The organism is Streptococcus sp. HMSC066E07 (genome assembly GCF_001814695.1).
Taxonomy (GTDB): Bacteria; Bacillota; Bacilli; order Lactobacillales; family Streptococcaceae; genus Streptococcus; species Streptococcus hominis.
Genome location: NZ_KV817437.1, coordinates 40,175 through 55,036, shown reverse-complemented (window position 1 = coordinate 55,036; position 14,862 = coordinate 40,175). Strand labels below are relative to the sequence as shown.

Annotated in this window: 13 protein-coding genes; 10 read left to right on the top strand and 3 right to left on the bottom strand. The window is 39.7% G+C overall.

Annotated elements, in window-relative coordinates; all coding sequences use genetic code 11:
• Positions 1-19: 19 nt before the first annotated feature.
• Positions 20-985 carry a LacI family DNA-binding transcriptional regulator gene (locus HMPREF2984_RS04535; protein WP_003039503.1) on the bottom strand — a complete coding sequence of 322 codons (966 nt, stop codon included), beginning with the start codon at positions 983-985 and terminating at the stop codon, positions 20-22.
• Positions 966-2,423 (bottom strand): sucrose-6-phosphate hydrolase, encoded by a 1,458-nt coding sequence (locus HMPREF2984_RS04530; protein WP_003039426.1) that lies wholly within the window; start codon positions 2,421-2,423, stop codon positions 966-968. The genes HMPREF2984_RS04535 and HMPREF2984_RS04530 overlap by 20 nt, the downstream gene beginning before the upstream one ends.
• A gap of 191 nt (positions 2,424-2,614) precedes the next feature.
• On the opposite strand from HMPREF2984_RS04530, the gene HMPREF2984_RS04525 reads away from it, so the two are divergent.
• The 8 genes from HMPREF2984_RS04525 (at position 2,615) to HMPREF2984_RS04490 (ending at position 11,140) form a co-directional block, all read left to right on the top strand.
• Positions 2,615-4,513, top strand: coding sequence for a sucrose-specific PTS transporter subunit IIBC (locus HMPREF2984_RS04525; RefSeq protein WP_070670603.1), 1,899 nt, complete (start codon positions 2,615-2,617; stop codon positions 4,511-4,513).
• A 273-nt stretch (positions 4,514-4,786) separates the two neighbouring features.
• Positions 4,787-5,686, top strand: coding sequence for a fructokinase ScrK (gene scrK / locus HMPREF2984_RS04520; protein ID WP_070670625.1), 900 nt, complete (start codon positions 4,787-4,789; stop codon positions 5,684-5,686).
• 64 nt (positions 5,687-5,750) lie between these two features.
• Positions 5,751-6,161, top strand: coding sequence for a peptide deformylase (locus HMPREF2984_RS04515; protein WP_059221459.1), 411 nt, complete (start codon positions 5,751-5,753; stop codon positions 6,159-6,161).
• 156 nt (positions 6,162-6,317) lie between these two features.
• A complete protein-coding gene (locus tag HMPREF2984_RS04510; RefSeq protein WP_070670601.1) occupies positions 6,318-6,776 on the top strand; it encodes a MarR family winged helix-turn-helix transcriptional regulator in 459 nt (152 codons plus the stop codon).
• Positions 6,769-8,535, top strand: a complete 1,767-nt coding sequence (locus HMPREF2984_RS04505; RefSeq protein WP_070670598.1) for an ABC transporter ATP-binding protein — start codon at positions 6,769-6,771, stop codon at positions 8,533-8,535. Before HMPREF2984_RS04510 ends, HMPREF2984_RS04505 begins: the two co-directional genes overlap by 8 nt.
• The gene (locus tag HMPREF2984_RS04500; protein WP_003027423.1) at positions 8,525-10,285 is read left to right on the top strand and encodes an ABC transporter ATP-binding protein; all 1,761 of its coding nucleotides are present in this window, start codon (positions 8,525-8,527) and stop codon (positions 10,283-10,285) included. Before HMPREF2984_RS04505 ends, HMPREF2984_RS04500 begins: the two co-directional genes overlap by 11 nt.
• A gap of 209 nt (positions 10,286-10,494) precedes the next feature.
• The gene (locus HMPREF2984_RS04495) at positions 10,495-10,809 is read left to right on the top strand and encodes a PTS cellobiose transporter subunit IIB (RefSeq protein ID WP_022525145.1); all 315 of its coding nucleotides are present in this window, start codon (positions 10,495-10,497) and stop codon (positions 10,807-10,809) included.
• A 10-nt stretch (positions 10,810-10,819) separates the two neighbouring features.
• Entirely contained in the window at positions 10,820-11,140 is a 321-nt protein-coding gene (locus HMPREF2984_RS04490; RefSeq protein ID WP_003027417.1) for a PTS cellobiose transporter subunit IIA, read from the top strand.
• 133 nt (positions 11,141-11,273) lie between these two features.
• Here HMPREF2984_RS04490 and HMPREF2984_RS04485 read toward each other — a convergent pair whose 3' ends face one another.
• A complete protein-coding gene (locus HMPREF2984_RS04485) occupies positions 11,274-12,671 on the bottom strand; it encodes a glycoside hydrolase family 1 protein (protein ID WP_003027414.1) in 1,398 nt (465 codons plus the stop codon).
• Between the two features lie 143 nt (positions 12,672-12,814).
• Here HMPREF2984_RS04485 and celB point away from each other — a divergent pair, with 143 nt between their 5' ends.
• Both celB and HMPREF2984_RS04475 read left to right on the top strand, forming a co-directional pair.
• Positions 12,815-14,083, top strand: coding sequence for a PTS cellobiose transporter subunit IIC (celB, locus tag HMPREF2984_RS04480; RefSeq protein WP_049534423.1), 1,269 nt, complete (start codon positions 12,815-12,817; stop codon positions 14,081-14,083).
• Positions 14,084-14,116: 33 nt separating this feature from the next.
• On the top strand, positions 14,117-14,842 hold the full coding sequence (locus HMPREF2984_RS04475) for a GntR family transcriptional regulator (protein WP_003027408.1): 726 nt from the start codon (positions 14,117-14,119) through the stop codon (positions 14,840-14,842).
• The last annotated feature ends 20 nt before the right edge of the window (positions 14,843-14,862 follow it).

Sequence of the window (14,862 nt, the reverse complement as noted above, 5' to 3'; positions counted from 1 at the left end):
TTTTCACTATCTTACAGAATTAAATACTCTTTCCTGAAGAGAGGTGCACGGGAAGAAAGTAGCCGGTTGTCACAACTTCTTCACCAGCAATTTTTCGGAGCAACAAATCTACCAGCAAACAAGCTATATCTTTCAATGGTTGCTGTATGGTGGCTAGTTGGGGATAGTAGTTTTCTACAAAATAAGTTCCGTCGTAGCCGATGACTTTTAGATCCTCTGGAATTTTGATTTCCAATTCTTGAGCAACTTTCATGATTAAAATGGCTGTCAGATCATCTGAAGCAAAAATGGCATCAGGCTCTCTATGTTTTAAAATATTTTTGATTTCCATTTCTTTGCGAATAGGAGAGAAGTCACTTGATACATTGATAATTGGTGCATCAGGTAGAATGGAAGCAAAACCTGCATGGCGGAGACCTGTCGGGGAGTTTGAATTATCATTTCCGGTAATCATAATGATATTTTGGGCACCGGATTTGACCAAGGTTTCTGCAGCCAAGACACCACCAGCATAGTTGTCCGAAGATACAACAGGAATGGAAGGGGATAAGTTGCGGTCAAAAGAGATAATGGGAGCTGTTACACGGTCATAATCAGAGATGCCTAAGTTGTGGCTGCCTGAGATAATGCCATCCACTTGATTGGCTTCTAGCATCTCCAGATACTCTTTTTCCTTACTTGAATTGTGCTCGCTATTGCAGATGATTGTCTTGTAGCCTCTTTTGAATAACTCATGTTCTAATTTGTCAATGAGTTCGGCATAAAAGACGTGACTGATATTTGGGAAAATCAGTCCAATCAGCTTAGCGGATTTTCCTTGTAAGCCACGAGCGAGATTATTGGGCTTGTATCCCAACTCGCGCATGGCCTCATTGACTTTTGTAATCGTTTTTTCTGAGAGGTAACCTTTTTTGTTAATTACACGAGACACAGTGGTTGGGCTGACCCCAGCAATTTTTGCAACATCAGTTAACTTCGCGACCATAATCTAACTCATAGTAAGTTCCAGTTGGATTTCCCTCGCTGATAAAAATACCGTTTTGGTTTTCATGAGGGAAAACGCGGCCTGAAAATACTTTTTCTCCTTTGTTAATAAAAATTTCAAAAACTGACTTATCAATGAAGATAGTAGCGGTTGTAGCTTGGTTTTCAATCGTACAACTACGAACGGTACCAAATTCAAGAGCGTATTGCTCACCGGCTTGACTACGGTCAACTGTTACTTGACCATTTTTGATGTCAAAGCAAATGCGTAGCCCCTTATGCTCTTGATCTGCAAAAAGGACGATCTCAGTTTGTGAATCAGTTGTAAATTCTAGTTCTAATTCATAGCAGTTCTTTGTTTGCGCTTGGTTAGCAAACGTTTGGATATTATCTGTGCGTAAGGATGTGATAGCTGGGACAGGGTATTGATAGAGTTTACCGTCTTTTAGGGTTAATTCTTTGACCAAAGAGAATGTTCCTTGGTGGTCGAAACGGTCAGATGGATAAGCGATATCTGGCAAACCCAGCCAGCTGACAGCTAAGGCACGGCCATCTGGAGCATTGAAAGCTTGAGTGGCGTAGCATTCAAATCCATAATCTAAATTTTGCAGAGGACTAGGTTCAACAATTGCTACTTTCTTTGTGTCAAACGATTGACCTATTTTATACATATTTGGATAAATATTGTCATAAGGGACAATTTCTTTTGATAAACCTTGAGGACAGTAGAGCAAAACAGGCTTCTCATCAATAAAGACAAGATTTGGGCACTCCATCATGTAGGCGGTGTTATCATTTTCAAAGTGTAAATTACCGACTTCTTCCCAGTTTGTATAGTCATTGTCAACCGCTTTATAAAGCTTGATATAGCCTTTTTTGTCAAGGTTTTGTCCCCCAACAATGGCATAAAATTGTCCGTGGTAGTTAAAAATCTGAGGATCACGAAAATGATCTGTAGTATCCTTAGGTTGTTCAATCAAGATCTTGTTTAGTTTTTGAATATGTCCGTCTTTGTCCAGCAAAGCACCGATTTGGTAAGGGTGACGAACCCAATTCTCATCACGGACATTCCCAGTATAGAATAGGAAAAGTTTGTCGTCAAACTGCATGGCAGAGCCAGAGTAAGCACCGTGACTGTCTAATGGGGTGTCTGGCAGAACACGAACACCGGTTTCTGTGAAGTGTACGAGGTCATCACTTTCAAGCTGTACCCAAGACTTGAGCCCATGAGTTGCACCAAATGGAAAATTTTGATAGAAGGCAATCCATTTTCCGTCAAAATAGGAAAAACCATTTGGGTCATTCAAAAGCCCCGTATCAGGCTCTACGTGGTAGGCAGCACGCCAAGGTGATGCAGCAATTTTTTCTTTTATCTGTTGGATTTCGTTTTCAGTCCATTGTTCATAGCGTTTGTAGCGTTGTTCGGTTGTCCAAGCCAATCTTTTGTCCTCCGAGATAGTTTTCTTACTTATATAGTAAACGTTTTCTCTGAAAAAATCAACTTTTTAATAGAAAAAAATTAAATTTCTGCAAAACGCTTGACATATTTTGAAATCATGTTAAAATAATAGTCGTAGGAGCGATTAAATCGCTTTCATAAATTTTAATTATTTTCAATAAGGAGATGCAAATGGAAAATAAGGACATTGCAAAAGCAGTCATTGAGGCCATTGGCGGACGTGACAATGTAAGTAGTGTTGCTCACTGTGCGACCCGTCTGCGTGTCATGGTCAAAGATGAAGCTAAGATTGATAAAGACAGAGTTGAGAATCTTGAAAAGGTTCAGGGAGCTTTCTTTAACTCAGGTCAATATCAAATTATCTTTGGTACTGGTACAGTGAATAAAATCTATGATGAAGTGGTAGCACTTGGTTTGCCTACGTCTTCAACTGGTGAACAAAAAGCAGAAGCAGCTAAAAAGGGGAATTGGTTCCAACGTGCCGTTCGTACATTTGGTGACGTATTTGTGCCAATCCTGCCAGCAATCGTAGCAACAGGTCTCTTCATGGGGATTCGTGGTGCGATTAATAACGATACAATTCTTGGGTTATTTGGCACAACTTCAAAAGCATTCGCTGCATCAGACTTCTATACTTACACAGTTGTGTTGACAGATACAGCCTTTGCCTTCTTCCCGGCTTTGATTTCTTGGTCAGCTTTCCGTGTATTCGGTGGTAATCCAGTTATTGGTATTGTACTTGGTTTGATGTTGGTCAATACAGCTCTTCCAAATGCATGGGATGTAGCTTCTGGTGCTGCAAAGCCAATCATGTTCTTTGGTTTCATTCCAGTAGTTGGTTATCAAAACTCAGTATTGCCAGCCTTCTTCATTGGATTACTTGGTGCGAAACTTGAAAAATGGTTGCATAAGAAAATTCCAGATGTGCTTGATTTGCTCGTTGTGCCATTCTTGACCTTCCTTGTGATGTCAGTTCTTGGACTCTTTGTCATTGGTCCGATCTTCCACTCACTTGAAAATGTCATTCTTGCTGCAACAAAAGCTATTCTTGCTTTGCCGTTTGGTTTAGCTGGCCTCATCCTTGGTGGTGTACATCAGCTTATCGTGGTAACCGGTGTTCACCATATCTTCAACTTATTAGAAGCGCAATTAATTGCAAATGAAGGAAAAGATGCCTTTAATGCGATCATCACAGCTGCTATGACTGCCCAAGCGGGTGCAACTCTTGCAGTTGGTGTAAAAACAAAATCTAAAAAACTAAAAGCTCTTGCATTCCCAGCTGCTCTCTCTGCAGGTCTTGGAATTACTGAACCAGCTATTTTCGGGGTAAACTTACGTTATGGTAAACCATTTGTACTTGGTCTTGTTGCCGGTGCTGCTGGTGGTTGGTTAGCATCTATTCTTGGACTTGCTGGTACTGGATTTGGTATTACTATTATCCCAGGTACACTTCTCTATCTGAATGGGCAAGTTCTTCAATATATCTTCATGGTACTTGTAACTACTGGTCTTGGATTTGGTTTGACTTACGTATTTGGTTACAAAGATGCTGAAGAAGAAGTGACTGAAGCAAAAGAAGTAGTAGAAGCTAATGAAGCAGCTGCACCAGTCCTTTCTGATGAAACAATTGTTTCTCCAATCGTTGGTCAAATGGTTGACTTGAAAGATGTCAATGACCCAGTATTCTCTAGCGGTGCTATGGGACAAGGAGTTGCGGTAAAACCTAGTGAAGGTGTTGTGTATGCTCCTGCGGATGCAGAAGTGACAATTGCATTTGCAACTGGTCACGCTTACGGCTTGAAAACGGCAAATGGTGCTGAAATCTTGATTCACGTAGGTATTGACACAGTTTCTATGAACGGTGACGGATTTGATCAAAAAGTTGCTCAAGGTGATAAGGTGAAAGCTGGCGATATTCTTGGAACATTTGACACTGCTAAAATCGCAGCTACTGGTCTGGATGACACAACTATGGTGATTGTTACCAACACAGCTGATTATGCTTCTGTTATTCCTGTTGCAGAAGGTGTAGTAGCGAAAGGCGATGCTGTGATTGAGCTGAAAGCCTAACCTTGTAATGTGATAAGAGGCTGAACAAAAAGTTCAGCTTCTTCACTTTTAGTTAACAAAACACATTAACACAGCGGTTGATTGTTTTCTTTGCTCGCTTCACGTCTCAAAGTTGTCAATCAACTGTGCGGGGTGGGAAACGAACTTTTTCCGGTTCTTTCCCACTCCCTTTTCTTTGAAAAAGAGAAGAAAAAGTAAGATTTTTACTCAGAAGTCATACGAGGATATGCTATAATGAATAGAGAAGAAAACAAAATTAAAAGAGGTTTTGAAATGACAAAATTGTATGGAAGCCTAGAAGCTGGTGGTACAAAATTTGTTTGTGCAGTTGGTGGCGACAATTTTGAAGTGGTTGAGAAAACACAATTTCCAACGACTACACCGATTGAAACATTGGATAAAACAATTGCATTTTTCTCACGCTTTGAGAATTTGACGGGATTGGCAATTGGTTCTTTTGGACCGATTGATATTGATCCAAATTCAAAAACGTATGGTTTTATTACAACTACACCCAAGCCACACTGGGCAAATGTTGATATTGTTGGTGCTTTGCGGCGTGCATTGAATGTGCCGATTTTCTTTACGACAGATGTTAATAGCTCTGCGTACGGTGAAATAGTAGCACGAAACAATGCTGGTGGTCGTATTGAAAATTTGGTTTATTATACTATTGGAACGGGAATCGGTGCTGGTGCCATTCAGCGTGGAGAATTCATCGGTGGAACGGGTCATCCAGAAATGGGGCATTACTATGTTGCAAAACACCCAATGGATGTAGAAAAAGAATTTAATGGGGTTTGTCCTTTCCATAACGGCTGTTTAGAAGGGCTGGCTGCTGGACCTAGTTTAGAGGCTCGGACAGGCATTCGAGGTGAAAATATTGAACTAAACAGCTCTGTTTGGGATATTCAAGCCTACTACATTGCGCAAGCAGCAATTCAAGCAACGGTGACATTCCGCCCTGATGTGATTGTCTTTGGTGGAGGTGTTATGGCGCAACAGCACATGTTGGACCGTGTTCGTGAAAAGTTCACAGTTTTGTTGAATGGTTATCTGCCTGTTCCAGATGTGCGTGATTACATTGTGACGCCAGCTGTTGCAGGAAATGGATCAGCAACACTTGGAAATTTTGTCTTAGCTAAAAAAGTCAGTGAAAAAGCCAAAGGATAATTGAGTAATTGAGAGCAAGTGAGCGAATATGGAATGAGCTTGCTCTTTTTTTGATGAGGAAGAAATGATTAAATCAATTGTAAAAGATATGTTGTTTTTGCAGCAAAAAGCACAACTAGCAAGCAAAGAAGATGTCGGAATTGGACAAGATTTGTTTGATACCTTAAAAGCAAATCAAGATAAGTGTGTCGGAATGGCAGCCAATATGATTGGAGTTCAGAAACAAGTTATTATTTTTATGTATGGTATGGTGCCTGTTATCATGTTCAATCCTATTTTGAAAAGGAAGTTATCTCCTTACCGAGCGGAAGAATCCTGTTTGTCACTTGCGGGTAGTCGTTTGACGACTCGTTATAAGGAAATTACAGTTGACTATTTGGATCAGCATTGGCAAAAGCAAACACTGACTTTGAAAGATTTTCCCGCACAAATCTGTCAGCATGAACTGGATCATTTGGAAGGGATTTTGATTTAATAATCTGACGACTCAGCTTTTATAGAGTTGAGTTTTAATTTGTTTGAAAATTAGTTCTCATAGAAACTTTTTCCTTGACATTCGCTTAGAATATAGTAAAATAGTTCTCATGAAAATCATTTGGTTCTCTAGAGAACTATTTGAAAGGAAGTCAAAATGGAAAAACCATTATTGGAATTCAAGCGATTTGGGCGAAAAACGCATCTTATGATTCAAAAGATTGCCAAAGAGCGAGGAATTGAATTTATGGCGGGTCCACAGGGGCAGGTATTGCATTTTGTGAACCACCGCGAAGATTGTGACAAGATGACCTTTATTAAAGATATTGAGCAGGAGTTGGGCATTACTAAGTCCGTTGCCAGTAATTTAATGAAGCGGATGGTGAAAAATGGCTTGATTTATCTGGAAGTGAGTGAGACCGATAAACGCGCTAAGATTATTCGTTTGACGCCGGAATCAAAAGAACGCATGGATAAAATTCGTGATTTCTTTTATGAAATGGATCGTTGTCTATTAGCTGGCGTTTCAGAAGAGGATCTGGTCATTTTTTTTCAGGTAATGGGAAAATTTTACCAGAATATTGAAAAATTAGAAGAAGGAGAAACGAATGTTTAAATTATTTAAACGTTTAACTGCTAAAGAAGTAGGGATGATTGTCATTAGTATCTTGTTTACTTGTTTAACAGTTTATTTGGAATTAGAGGTTCCAACTTATATTTCAAAAATTACGGAACTCCTACAGACGAGAGGGACAGTAGTTTCTGACCTGTGGAATCCAGGTTTGAAAATGATTGGCTTATCTTTTGCGAGCTTTCTAAGTGCAGTAGCAGTTGGCTTTATAGCGGCTAGATTAGCAGCTAGCTTTACGACGAGTTTGCGGTCGGATATTTTCAATCGTGTACTGGATTATTCAGATGCCGAAATTAAGAGATTTTCTATTCCGAGTCTTTTGACTCGGACAACCAATGATCTTACGCAAATTCAACTTATGATTACAATGGGCTTGCAAGTTGTGACTCGTGGACCGATTATGGCGATTTGGGCGATTACGAAAATCATTGGGAAATCAGAATATTGGCTCTGGGCAGTTATTGTGGCGGTAATTGTGAATATTATCATGACAACAGTTCTGATGACGCTTGCCTTTCCAAAGCAATCCGTTATTCAACGGTTGACTGATAAGTTGAACAGTATTACGCGTGAAAGTCTAACAGGGATTCGTGTTGTTCGGGCTTACAATGCTGAAGACTATCAAGATGACAAGTTTGCAGGAGCCAATGATGAAGTGACTCGTTTGAATCTCTTTGTCAGTCGTCTCATGGCAATTTTAAATCCAATTATGATGGGGATTTCGAGCGGATTGACTTTAGCGATTTATTGGATTGGGGCTTACTTGATTCAAGACGCAGCTTTACCAGAGCGATTGCCTATCTTTAGTGATATGGTAGTCTTTATGTCTTATGCCATGCAAGTGGTAATGGGCTTCATGCTCATGGCGGCTCTTTTTATCATTCTACCTCGTACCTTGGTGTCTGCTGGACGGATTAATGAAGTGCTTGATTTATATTCAACGATTGAGTCTCCAGAACACCCTAAAGAAGCTAAAGATATTAAAGGAGAAGTGGTATTTGACAATGTGTCTTTCCGCTATGCTAAAAACTCTGAGGCTGTCATTGAGCATGTCAGCTTTACAGCAAAAGCAGGTGAAACCGTAGCTTTCATTGGTTCAACCGGTTCTGGGAAATCTACTCTAATTAGCTTAATTCCTCGTTTTTATGATGTGACAGAAGGAAGAATTTTAGTAGACGGCGTAAACGTCAAAGATTATCAGCTAGAAGATTTGCATAATAAAGTTGGCTACATTCCACAAAAAGCTGTCCTCTTCTCTGGTGATATAAAGAGTAATTTGGACTTTGGACAAAGCAATGAAAGTCCATTGGATGATGAAAAAATGTGGGCTGCGTTGGACTTGGCACAAGCGAAATCATTTGTTGAAGAAAAAGAAGGTGGTCTGCACTCAGAGGTCGCACAAAGCGGGACCAATTTCTCTGGTGGGCAAAAGCAACGTTTGGCAATTGCGCGTGCGCTTGCTCGCAAGCCTGAAATTTTGATTTTTGATGATTCATTTTCAGCGCTGGACTATAAGACAGACCGCATTTTGCGGGAAGAATTAGCGAAAAAAGTGAAGGACACAACCAGATTGATTGTGGCGCAGCGGATTTCAACGATTATGGATGCTGATCAGATTTTGGTACTGGATAAAGGAAAAGTAGTCGGTCAGGGTACTCATAAAGAATTGCTGGCAACGAACGCAGTTTACCAAGAAATTGCTTACTCACAATTATCAAAGGAGGAATTGGAAAATGGAAAATAAAAAATCATCTTTATTTAGCCAAGTGAAACCTTATCTCAAAGGTTTTCAGCTTCCATTGCTCATTGCATTTGTGGGAGCGGCAGTGTCTAGTATTATTACAGTTTATGGACCGGACAAATTAAAAGAAATTACCAACCTTATCACAGAGGGAATGCGAAGTCAGATTGATTTGAAAGCAATCTCCAACATTGCTCTTTTCCTAGCGATTTTGTATGCAGCAGGTGCTTTGTTAAATTACGTTCAATCTTTTATCATTTCATCTGTTATTCAGCATTTCTCCAAGCGTTTGCGGACTGCTATTGCTGAAAAAATCAATAAATTACCATTGCGGTATTTTGACAGCCATTCTCAAGGGGATACTCTTTCACGGGTCACCAATGACGTGGATACGGTCGGACAGTCTTTGAACCAAAGTTTAGGAGCAGTCATATCCTCAAGTTTACTTCTTATTGCTGTTCTCTTTATGATGTTTTACAACAATGTCATCCTTTCCTTTGTAACGATTGGCTCAGTCTTGATTGGCTTTGTCTTTGTTGCTTTGATTATGGGCAAATCTCAACGATTTTTTCGAGCACAACAAGAAAATCTTGCCAGCGTTAATGGCTATGTAGAAGAAATGTACTCTGGGCATAATGTCATTGTCAGCTACAATGCCGCAGAGGAATCTAAAGCAGCCTTTCAAACGCTCAATACGAATCTTTACAACAGCATGTGGAAATCCCAATTTATTTCAGGGATTATGATGCCGCTTATGATGTTTGTAGGGAACTTCGGTTACGTTATGGTTGTTTTGGTTGGAGCGAGCATGGCCTTGAATGGCGATGTCACTATGGGAACGATTGTTGCCTTTATGGTGTATGTACGGACTTTCTCTCAACCGTTGTCACAAATTGCGCAAGGGATTACCACTCTTCAACAAGCTAGCGCTGCTATGGGACGCGTGTTTGAATTTTTAGCAGAGCCTGAAATGGAAAACGATGAGCACAAGGCGCAACAACTCACGACCTTAAAAGGCGATGTTGCCTTTGATAATGTATTCTTTGGTTACAATCCAGATCGAACGATTATTCATGATTTTTCTGCCAATGCAAAAGCAGGGCAAAAGATTGCCATTGTCGGTCCGACCGGTGCTGGGAAGACGACGATCGTCAATTTGCTGATGAAATTCTATGAGATTGAGAAAGGGCGGATTACGATTGATGGTATTGATACAAAGCAAATGAAACGCTCTGAGGTACATGATGCCTTCTCCATGGTTCTTCAAGACACTTGGTTATTTGAGGGAACGATTAAGGAAAATTTGATTTACAATCAGAAAAATATTTCTGACGAAGCAGTTGTGGCAGCTGCCAAAGCTGTTGGGGTTCATCACTTCATTAAGACTTTGCCAAAAGGATATGATACGGTGCTGGACGATACTGTGAGCCTCTCTGTTGGGCAAAAGCAATTGCTAACCATTGCGCGTGCCCTTCTTAAGGATGCTCCATTGCTTATCTTGGACGAAGCGACTTCATCTGTTGATACACGGACGGAAGAGCTGATTCAAAAAGCGATGGATAAACTAATGGAAGGACGGACTTCCTTTGTCATTGCTCACCGTTTGTCAACGATTCGTAATGCTGACTTAATTTTGGTTATGCGAGATGGCAATATCATTGAACAAGGCAATCACGAACAATTGATGGAACAAAACGGCTTCTATGCTGATCTTTACAATAGTCAATTTGATGAAGACGCAGAATATGCGTAAAGGAAATGACAAACGATAAATTGCAATAGGGACTCTTTCTAGTCAAAATTTGACCGGAAAGAGTTTTTTGTTATTAAATTTTTTGAAAAGTATAATCTTTATATATAAAAGACTAGACATTTAACAAAAACTGTGCTATACTAATATCAATGATAGGTAATTCGTTAATAAAAAATTACCTAATATACAATATTTTAAGGAGAATTTTCATGGCAAAAGCGTTAATTATCTGTGCGGCAGGGATGTCTTCCTCTCTTATGGCAAAAAAGACAACTGAATACCTTCAAGGTCAAGGACAAGACATTACCGTTGAAGCAATTGGTGCAACAGAAGGAAATAAAGTGATTGAATCTGCAGCGTTTGATCTTTATTTAATTAGTCCTCAAACAAGAATGTATTTCAAACAATTTGCTGACCTCGGTGAAAGAGTTGGACGCCCAGTTGTTCAAATTCCGCCTCAAGCCTATGTGCCTATCCCAACAGGGGTCGCAGCCTTAGCCAAAGTGGTAACGGACAATCTATAAAGAGGGTTTTATGAATACAGAAGAATTACAAGTAGCAGCGTTTGAAATCATTCTTCATAGTGGAACGGCGCGTGCAACAGTACACGAAGCATTTGCAGTGATGCGTCTTGGTCACTACGATGAAGCCTCTCAAAAATTGGAAGCTGCGAATACAGAGTTGGTTGAAGCGCATCACGCGCAAACGAAATTGTTGCAAGATTATGCAAGTGGTGTTGAGATTAAGATCGAGATTATCATGGTTCATGCACAAGACCATTTGATGACAACGATGACATTACGTGAAGTGGCATTAGAAATGCTTGAATTATATAAAAAGCTAGAAGAAAAATAATTTATTGCTAAACCTCCTAAGAATAAACTTATAACATTTGTGCAAACTAGTTACATGTTATAGGTTTATTTTTTATTTTTAAGATAACTCAAACTCCCCAAGGGTTCCGATACCTTGGGGAGTTTTGCTAAATTCAATCTTCAAAACCGTTTTTGTCAGACAGTTCTTTAAAGAAATAACCCGATTTTTTAATCGTTCGTTTACCTTGTTGGTCTAGGTCAACGGCAATAAGTCCATAGCGATTTTTATAGGCATTGCACCAGGACCAATTGTCCATACAGGTCCAGAGATGATAACCAAGGCAGTTAGCTCCTTCGTTAATTGCTTGATGAAGGTAACGGAGATGATCTTTGATAAAGTAAATACGGTAATCGTCCTCGATTTGACCATTGGCATTGATATAGCGCTCCTCACCTTCAACGCCCATACCATTTTCTGAGATGTAGCAAGGAATATTACCGTAGTTATCACGAACGTTAATCATAATATCGTAAATCCCTTTTTCATAGATTTCCCAACCGCGATAAGGGTTCATTTTTTTATTCGGCATATCGTAGTAGTCAAAGAAATCATCTGGCATAGGATTCTGCGGATCTTTACCGGCAGGATTTTCTTTTGCTTTAACCCGACGTGGCTGGTAATAATTGACACCAAGCAAATCAATGGTGTTTTCTTTAATAGTCTGCAAATCCTTACTTGTGTGTTCTGGCACCATGTCTAATTCCTTAATAAGGGCAATCAAGTCAGCCGGATATTCGCCCTTGATAGCAGGATCTAAGAAAGAGCGGTTAAAGAAAGCATCCGCAATCTGAGCAGCTTTGACATCTTCGGGATTGTTTTCATCACGCGGATAGCTTGGAGTTAAGTTAAGGATGATCCCGATTTTTCCGTCTTGGTTTTCATGATAGGCTTTGACAGCTAAGCTACTGGCGAGCATTTCATAAAAAGCCACTTGAACAGCGTGTTTCATGTTGACTTCGTTAGGATAATGGAAGTTATAGAGGTAGCCACCTTCAACAGGGACAATCGGCTCGTTATGTGTAAACCAATATTTGACACGGTCTCCAAATAACTCAAAGCAGGTTTTTGCGAAATTTACATAAGCATCAACCGTTTCCCGATTGAGCCAACCGCCTTTTTCTTGCAGTGCCATTGGCATGTCAAAATGGTACAAGTTGATAAATGGCTCAATACCATTTGCAATCAGTTCATCAATGAATGAGTTGTAAAAATCCACAGCTTTTGGATTAACAGCACCAACGCCTTCAGGGATTAGGCGACTCCATTGGATAGAAGTGCGGAAAGAATTATGCCCTGTTGCTTTCATCAATTGCACATCTTCTTTGTAATACTGATAATTATAAGAAGCTTTATCTGGGCCAATATGATTGAAGAATTTTTCGGGCTCTTTATCGTACCAATAGTCCCAGATATTCTCTCCCTTTCCGTCCCCCTCAAAACGCCCTTCTGTTTGCGGACCGCTGGAAGCAGTCCCCCAGAAAAATCCCTTTGGAAATGTTAGAAATGTCATATATTTTCTCCTTTAAAAAATTCTCTATAATATAATTCTATACTTTTTTAGAAAAAAGTCAATCTTTTATTAAAAAAGTATAGACATTTTACAAAAAATATAGTATAGTTAGAGTATCAAAAAAAGAAAAAGAGGGAAGATTGATGAACAAGTTTCTAGATCAAATCGGTGATAAGTTGTTGCCATTGGCAAACAAGCTCGCTTCCAATCGTTATTTGGCTGTTTTACGGGATGCTTTTATGCTCTCCTTTCCATTAACGATGTTTGGCTCAATCGTAGTAGTATTTAACAATTTGCCATTTTTTAATGATGCAACGAAAGCAACTTTATCTAATCTGTTTGGTAGCGGTCAAAGTGCAACAATGTCTATTATGACAGTGTTTGTAACGTTTGGTATTGGCTATTATTTATCAAAATCTTATGATGTAGAGGGAATCTTTGGAGGAGCCGTTTCCTTTTCTAGTTTTCTTCTCTTGACACCTTTTTATACCATGTCAGAAAAAGGTGAAAAAATTTCAGGCGTATTGAGTTTAGACCGTTTAGGGGCTAAAGGGATGTTCCTTGGCATGCTGGTTGCATTTTTGGCAGCGGAAATCTACTGCTGGGCAACGAAAAAAGGTTGGCAGATTAAAATGCCAGACAGCGTTCCGCCTGCAGTAGCCAAGTCGTTTGCGGCTTTGATTCCTGCCGTATTGACTCTTTCCATATTCTTGTTTGTCAATGCTGGTTTGACAGGATTTTTCAATGCAAATCTTCATGATATTATTTATAAGGTTATTCAAACGCCGCTAGTTGGCTTGGGAAGTAGTATCTGGGCAACTTTAGTGGCAATCTTCTTTGTTCAATTTTTATGGTTCTTTGGACTTCATGGACAAATTCTTGTTAATTCTGTCATGGATCCAATTTGGAATACATTGATGTTGGATAACTTAGAGGCTTATCAGGCTGGCAAGCATTTGCCACACATTATTTCCAAATCATTTATGGAAACATTTACTGTTGGTTTAGGTGGTTCTGGGATGACGCTAGCTGTAGTTATCATTATGGCTTTTATTCTGAAAAAGAAAATGTATAAGGACGTTGGACGACTTGCTCTTGGTGCGGGGCTATTCAATGTCAATGAACCAGTTATCTTTGGCTTGCCAATCGTTTTGAATGCGACTATTCTGATTCCATGGGTTTTAGCACCGATTGTTGTGACTGCGTTTAACTATACTGTGATGGCAGTAGGAATTGTTCCAGCTCCAACAGGAGTGGCAGTTCCTTGGACGGTACCCGTATTCTTTAGCGGAATGCTAGCAACCAATTCCATTTTAGGTGGTGTCCTTCAGTTAGTGGATATGGTGATTGTTGGATTGATCTGGTATCCATTCCTTCGTATGCTGGACAAACAACCTGATTCTGTATTATAATGAGATGAAAGACAGATTTGCAGGAGCTATCTTATGCCTAAATACGAAGAAATCGCCAATATACTTCGAGATAGAATTGCAAGTGGAGTCTACCCAGTAGACTCCATGTTGCCTATTCAGTCCGAATTATCAAAAGAATTTGGCGTCAGCCGAATGACCATCAAAAAAGCCGTTGAGATTTTAACCATTGAAGGACTCATTTTTTCTAAACAAGGAAATGGAACGAGAGTGTTAAATTCCTCCTTTTGGGATAAAGAAGATTCAAAATTTCGCTTGAATAACTACAATGGCTTGAGTCAAGATTTAAAAAATGATGAGCGAAAATTAACGAGCCAGATTATTCAATTTGCAGTTGAATTTCCAGAAGCTGATCTTGCAGAGCGCCTGCAAGTGGAAGTAACGGCACCGGTTTACAAAATCATACGTTTGCGTCTGTTGGATGAGCAACCTTATGTGTTGGAACACACGTATATGCCGTGTGACTTGGTACCAGGATTGAATGAGGAGATTTTGCTTCAGTCTATCTATGCTTATCTATGGGATGAGTTAAACTTAAAATTTGCCGGGAGTTATCGCCATATCACAGCTGAAAAGCCAGATGAATATGACAAAACCTATTTAGCTTGCCAAGAGACAGACCCGATTTTACAGGTGGAGCAAGTTGTTTATCTGGAAAATGGACGTCCGATTGAATATTCGAGAAGTCGCAATCGCTTTGACACGAGAGGATATTCTCTTTTAGATGTTAAAAATATTTAAGTCATTATTTGTACAATGAA